The organism is Bacillus sp. FJAT-27245 (assembly GCF_001273955.1).
Lineage (GTDB): Bacteria > Bacillota > Bacilli > Bacillales > Cytobacillaceae > Bacillus_D.
Genome location: NZ_LIGI01000004.1, coordinates 1 through 5,397, shown reverse-complemented (window position 1 = coordinate 5,397; position 5,397 = coordinate 1). Strand labels below are relative to the sequence as shown.

5 protein-coding genes are annotated in these 5,397 nt (G+C 45.2%); 3 read left to right on the top strand and 2 right to left on the bottom strand.

The annotated features are described in order from the left end of the window. Together ADU24_RS22390 and recU are read right to left on the bottom strand one after the other, a co-directional pair. Positions 1-2,697, bottom strand: a 2,697-nt coding sequence (locus tag ADU24_RS22390; protein WP_053369067.1) for a penicillin-binding protein 1A, incomplete at its 3' end; no start/stop codon positions are given. A gap of 30 nt (positions 2,698-2,727) precedes the next feature. Next, positions 2,728-3,342, bottom strand: a complete 615-nt coding sequence (gene recU, locus ADU24_RS22385; RefSeq protein ID WP_269432256.1) for a Holliday junction resolvase RecU — start codon at positions 3,340-3,342, stop codon at positions 2,728-2,730. A gap of 128 nt (positions 3,343-3,470) precedes the next feature. On the opposite strand from recU, the gene ADU24_RS22380 reads away from it, so the two are divergent. The 3 genes from ADU24_RS22380 to ADU24_RS22370 all read left to right on the top strand — a co-directional run. Continuing rightward, complete coding sequence (locus tag ADU24_RS22380; RefSeq protein ID WP_053369066.1) at positions 3,471-4,454, top strand: DUF2515 domain-containing protein; 984 nt, start codon at positions 3,471-3,473, stop codon at positions 4,452-4,454. A gap of 411 nt (positions 4,455-4,865) precedes the next feature. After that, positions 4,866-5,105, top strand: coding sequence for a hypothetical protein (locus ADU24_RS22375; RefSeq protein WP_156324717.1), 240 nt, complete (start codon positions 4,866-4,868; stop codon positions 5,103-5,105). Between the two features lie 57 nt (positions 5,106-5,162). Continuing rightward, a partial coding sequence (locus ADU24_RS22370) for a DUF1798 family protein (RefSeq protein ID WP_156324716.1) occupies positions 5,163-5,397 on the top strand: 235 nt, incomplete at its 3' end.

The window sequence follows — 5,397 nt, the reverse complement described above, 5'->3', positions numbered from 1 at the left end:
ACCTCCGCCAGTACCACCTCCGCCGGTGCCACCGCCAGTACCACCTCCGCCGGTGCCACCGCCAGTACCACCTCCGCCGGTATCACCGCCAGTGCCTCCGCCAGTATCGCCTCCAGTGCCACCGCCAGTGCCTCCGCCGGTGCCTCCACCGCCGGTACCGCCTCCAGTGCCACCGCCAGTATCTCCGCCAGTATCTCCGCCGGTACCACCGCCGTTATCGCCGCCGTCGTCACCGCCGTCGTCACCGCCATCATCGCCACCGTCACCATCGTCATTTCCATCACCGGTGCCGTTTCCGTTCCCTTTTTTATTCCCTTTATTGTCTTTATCCTTTTGTTCTTTTTCTGGATCCTTAGTTTCAGGAACTTGAATGGTAATTGAATTAGGACCACTAGTTTTCCCATCTTTGAGGGCAGAAATAGTAATTTTATAGGTGGTTCCTTGCTTAACATTCGTTATTTCAAATGAGGTGCCGGTTGTTTGATCCGACAAAACAGGGTTCCCATTTTCCGTAACAGAGACTGTAAAGCTTACGCCGCTTTCGGCATGGCTCCAGTTTGCTGAAATGGAATTTGTTTCGACATTGTATTGCGCACTTAGGCCTCGTGGCGCTTCAAGCTTGTCGAATTTCTCCGAAACCTGTTTAGGTTTCTTTCCTTTTACAGCATATTCATAGAGTACAAGGTTGTCCGGGGTATATGGACTTGCAAGTTTGGCAGGGACAGACCCTTTTTCAATCCGGACTTTTTCCACGCTTTTCGGCATTGTGAAATCAGCCGTTTTCTTCCCTTTTGAAACTTGTTCCATCAGGTTTTTGTAGAGCATCTGGGCGATTTTTTGATCTTTGCCCGGCTTTATAGGAGTATTCCTGCTCTCGTAACCGGTCCATACGGCAATCGTATAATCGGTCGTGTATCCCGCGAACCAAGCGTCTGGAACCGATTTTTCACTAATGTTCAATTTCCTCAATTCATCGTCAGTATAGTTGGTCGTACCCGTTTTTCCTGCTGCCGGCAGCCCAGGGATTTTCGCCATGGTACCGGTACCGCCTGGTTCAAGTACGCTTTTGAGCATGTCCGTAACCATGAAGGCGGTATAATCCTTCATGACAACCTTCGTTTCCGGGGTCGTATCAATTTCAGTGCCGTCCCTGAATTGAATTTTTTTAACCGTAAAAGGTTTGGTGTAAAATCCATTATTTCCGAATGCACTGTATGCTCCCGCCAACTGCAGTGGGGAAATGCCGTATTTTAAACCGCCAATTGCATAGGATTCATAAATTTCCTTTAACGGAATGCCAAGATTAACAGCAAATTCCTTTGCATTTTCCGTGCCTACTTGCTGGAGGGCCTGGACGGCAATTGTGTTCTTGGACTTAGCCAACGCCTGCCTGATTGTCATCCAGCCGTCGTACCTGTCATTCCAGTTTCCGAATTCCTTGCCGTCGGAAAACGAAATTTTCTTGTCTTCAAGCATATGGTACGTTCCCCATTGCTTGTATTCAATAGCCGGGCCGTAGTCGAGGATAGGTTTAATCGTCGAACCAGGCTGCCTTTTAATATCCGTCGCATAGTTGAAGCCACGTTGGACATCTTTATTTCTTCCGCCGCCGATTGCCCGAATTTCACCTGTTTTTGTATCAAGCATAACAATCCCGGCTTGGAACTTTTCATCGGGAAATTGGACAATGTCATTTGAAAACATCATTTTATCAACATAGTCCTGGGCATCCCGGTCCATCGTTGTATAAATGGTTAGCCCATCGGAAAAAATATCAAAATCGCCCGCTTTATTTACTTCTTCAATGACCGCGTCGACAAATGAATCATAAGGCTTGGTGTCTTTTTGCCTTTTCTCCTCGGGAATTAAGCTTGATTCCACTGGAATGCTTTGCGCCTTCTTCATTTGCTCCTTGGAAATAAAGCCGTGCTGGTTCATTAGGGACAGAACGATATTCCTTCTTCTTTCCGCACGGTCGGGATGTTCGAAAGGGTTATAATTATTTGGGCTTTGCGGCATCCCCGCCAAAAGGGCAACCTCATGGAGCTCCAAATCCTTCAGATCCTTGCCGAAATATTCCTTTGCCGCGGTTGCGACCCCGTGAACACCACGGGACATGTAAATTTTGTTAACATACATTTCGAATATTTCTTGCTTTGTGTACTTCTGTTCAAGCTGATAGGAAAGCCAGGCTTCCTGAACCTTCCTCTTAATTGTTTTATCGTTGGATAATAAATAATTTTTGACAACCTGCTGGGTGATTGTCGAAGCGCCTTCAGCGCCAAATCCTTCCGTTACGTTGGCAATGACTGCTCCGCCAAGCCTGATCAGATCGATGCCGTGGTGATGGTAAAAACGGACATCCTCTGTAGCAAGAAAGGCATCTTCGACCAATTTGGGGATATCTTTGTAATCGACGTAATCCCGTTTAATGGAACCAACTTCCCGGATCGGTTTATTATTGATGTCAAGGATTTTGGATGGAATCGGATCCTTTAGAAGTTTCTTTTCAAGTTTGGGCGCGCCTTGCACAAGATAGGCGAAGGTGGCTACCCCGGAAAGCATGCCGGCAATCCCTATTGCGATAAGAATCAAGAAAATTTTCTTAAAAAGGCCAGTATGTTTGGCAGGTTTTTTCTTGTTTCCCTTCGTTAATTGCTGCCTGCGTTCCTCCCTGGATTTATAATTATTTGCCATAAGTTTCCTTCCTTTCGTACCTAAACAAATCTAAGATGATAGATTGTAGAGATCATCCAATATTTTAAGATAGTCAATGCGAGGCTGAAATCCTACTTGGATTTGCCTGCCAGTCACGGCGATCTCTTCTTTCCTTATCGATTTCCTGCCTCCCTGTTCCATCCTTTCCCAAAAGTCCAGCAACCGGGCGGCTTCGAGTAAAAATACTTCATCTGTACTGGCAAAGCGCAGGATGACAAACGAGATTCCGCCTTGTCCGAGAATTGCTTCCATATGGCGTATTTGATGTTCATGAAAGTTTTTCAACGGAAAGGAGGATGGATTTCGCGTTTCCTTCGCTTCAAAATCGATGTACTTTCCTTTATAAACGCCATTGTAGTCCGTGGTGGAAGCCTGTTTGAAGTAGGCTTCCTTAATAACAGCAGCGCTCCTTTTGGGATAATCCACCTGGACAATCTGGATGGGAGTCGGCTTTTTATGGATTACCGCAATCCCCCTGCTTAAATAATATAGATTGGTATCATTCAGGTCGTCTTCGAGGTTCATCCCTCTGTTTCCGTAGGATTCATTGGTTTTCCTTTTAACAGTGGATACCGAGACCGCCTCTGCGGCGATATATTTTCGGCCGTTTGGATAATTAAACATGATAAGCACCTCACAAACTAATACCTATCATACCAAAAGCGGCCCAATTTTGCTGAATAAATAACAGCCAGACGGCAAATCAATAGAAAGGAGGACCACTCGATCTAATATTACCGGGATGCCAAACAATGAAGGATGAAAAAAATATGATGCCGGATTCAGTGCTGATAAAGGAAATCAAACAAAAAACCGCTGAATGGAATATTGATAATATAACCAGGACAAATGCATATTTCCGGTTTTTTAAACGACACCCGGATATTGGCTGGTCTTTTTTGGCCAGTATGGTTTCCCGGAACGGCGGGTGGAATATGTGCGACCTTGAAGGGGCGATTTTCCCCCACCTTTTGAAGCCGGCTGCACGGAAACAGTTATTTCTCACATATGAAAGGGCAAACTGGCTTATTTTCCATGATGTTTTCCCTCAACTCCTTCTCTACCATTATTCGACGAAAATGAACCGTCCCTTGTTTCATTTATTGAAGCAGTTCCGGGTATCTTCCTTTATGCAAAAGGAGTGGCCTGTATTTTGGGAGAAGCAGGATAGCCGGAGACTAACGGCCGCATTGATTATTAACGAACAAAATGTTATCCAAAATCCAATCATCGATCATCCGATCTACAAACATAAAGTGTTTCTTTCGCCCGAATTTTTCCTCCAGGATTGGATGCACTTTAGCTGTGTCCTTTTTCCAACATGCGGCGGTGAACTATATGGCGCAAGTGTTTCGGGTTTTAGGAAGGTTTCCAACCGGATTGAACTTGGAAAAAGACTGGCAAAAATCTTGTTCCATCCGCGGCTTTTTCCACATTTCCTCGAATTTGCCGAAAGAACCGCCCATACCGGGTCAAGACATGACTTTGAGCAGTACTTTAAACAGAAGGTTCCAAGGCAGACGCCATACCTGCGGGCGACTTACCCTGTAATTGAACACAACCGCCATGAATATTCGGATTGGAGCAAAGGGCGGCTTTTCCCTGGACCAGGATTATTCCTCCCCGCAAAAGAAAAAGGGCCGATCCATCTAACAGATTGGTATATCGCCAAAAGGGATCAGCTTTATTTAATGGTCGCTTTTAAAAAAGCATTTGCTCTCGATTGGAAACTGTAATTTTTAGAGCAAAAAAAGCAAGGGAATCCAATCCTTGCTTTTTTGCTTAAAGGAAATTTCGGGCAAGCTTGTTCCTTTTGGCACGGAGACAGGCTGGCTATTCCGCTGGCCTGTTCTCGCCAATCAGCTTTTTGTCCCCATATCCAACTTTTTTTGGTTCCTGTCCGTTTGTATTTTTCTTTTCATTACCCTTTTTCTTCATGGCTGAAACACCTCCATTACTATCATGCCCCCTTGCCAAAATTCCTTGCCGAATTTCTGTCGTTTTTTTCGGAAAAGTATTGAGAAAAAAGAGGAAATTTCACTTTCTTTGACGTATTCCTTCTAGTTTTGCCATGTAGAAAGGAAACTGGATTTAAACAAAGAATAACCTATGTATCCAATTGAAGAGGGGTGTTCGGGGTGGAGGGAATGGCAGGGCAACGGGATTTGCTGCTTCAAAAGCTTACGGAAATCAGCAGCGGCCTGGAAAAGCTTGAGGCTGCGCTGGAAGTAGCGTATTCTCAAAAAACGGAAGAACTGGTCGGCCAAAAAACAAGTGAATTGGACGGACTAGATGCGGCCATGCTGCGTTTGGAGCAATTGGCCGATAGGCAAAGGACCCCGGTGTTAAAACGCCAAACGCTTGATTTAAGCTATTCCGGAAGATAAACTGATAATAAAATTCACAGCCATCCAAGATGGCTGTTTTTGTTATTGGAGGATGCGATGCTGGAAACACTTGAAAACCTAACTGTGAAGCTAATTCATTATAACAACCAGGTCAATGAGATTTTTAAGAAAACAAGGGAGAGGAATGCCGATGGTGATTTTTTTCTGGAAGTGAAACCTTTTGCCGATGAGGTTAAGAAAATAAGTGACCAATGGAGGGATGAGGCTTTCCGGCAGGCTGATTTCCTTGATGGAATTGGCATTGGCCAGAGGCAAATTGAGATTGCGCGCG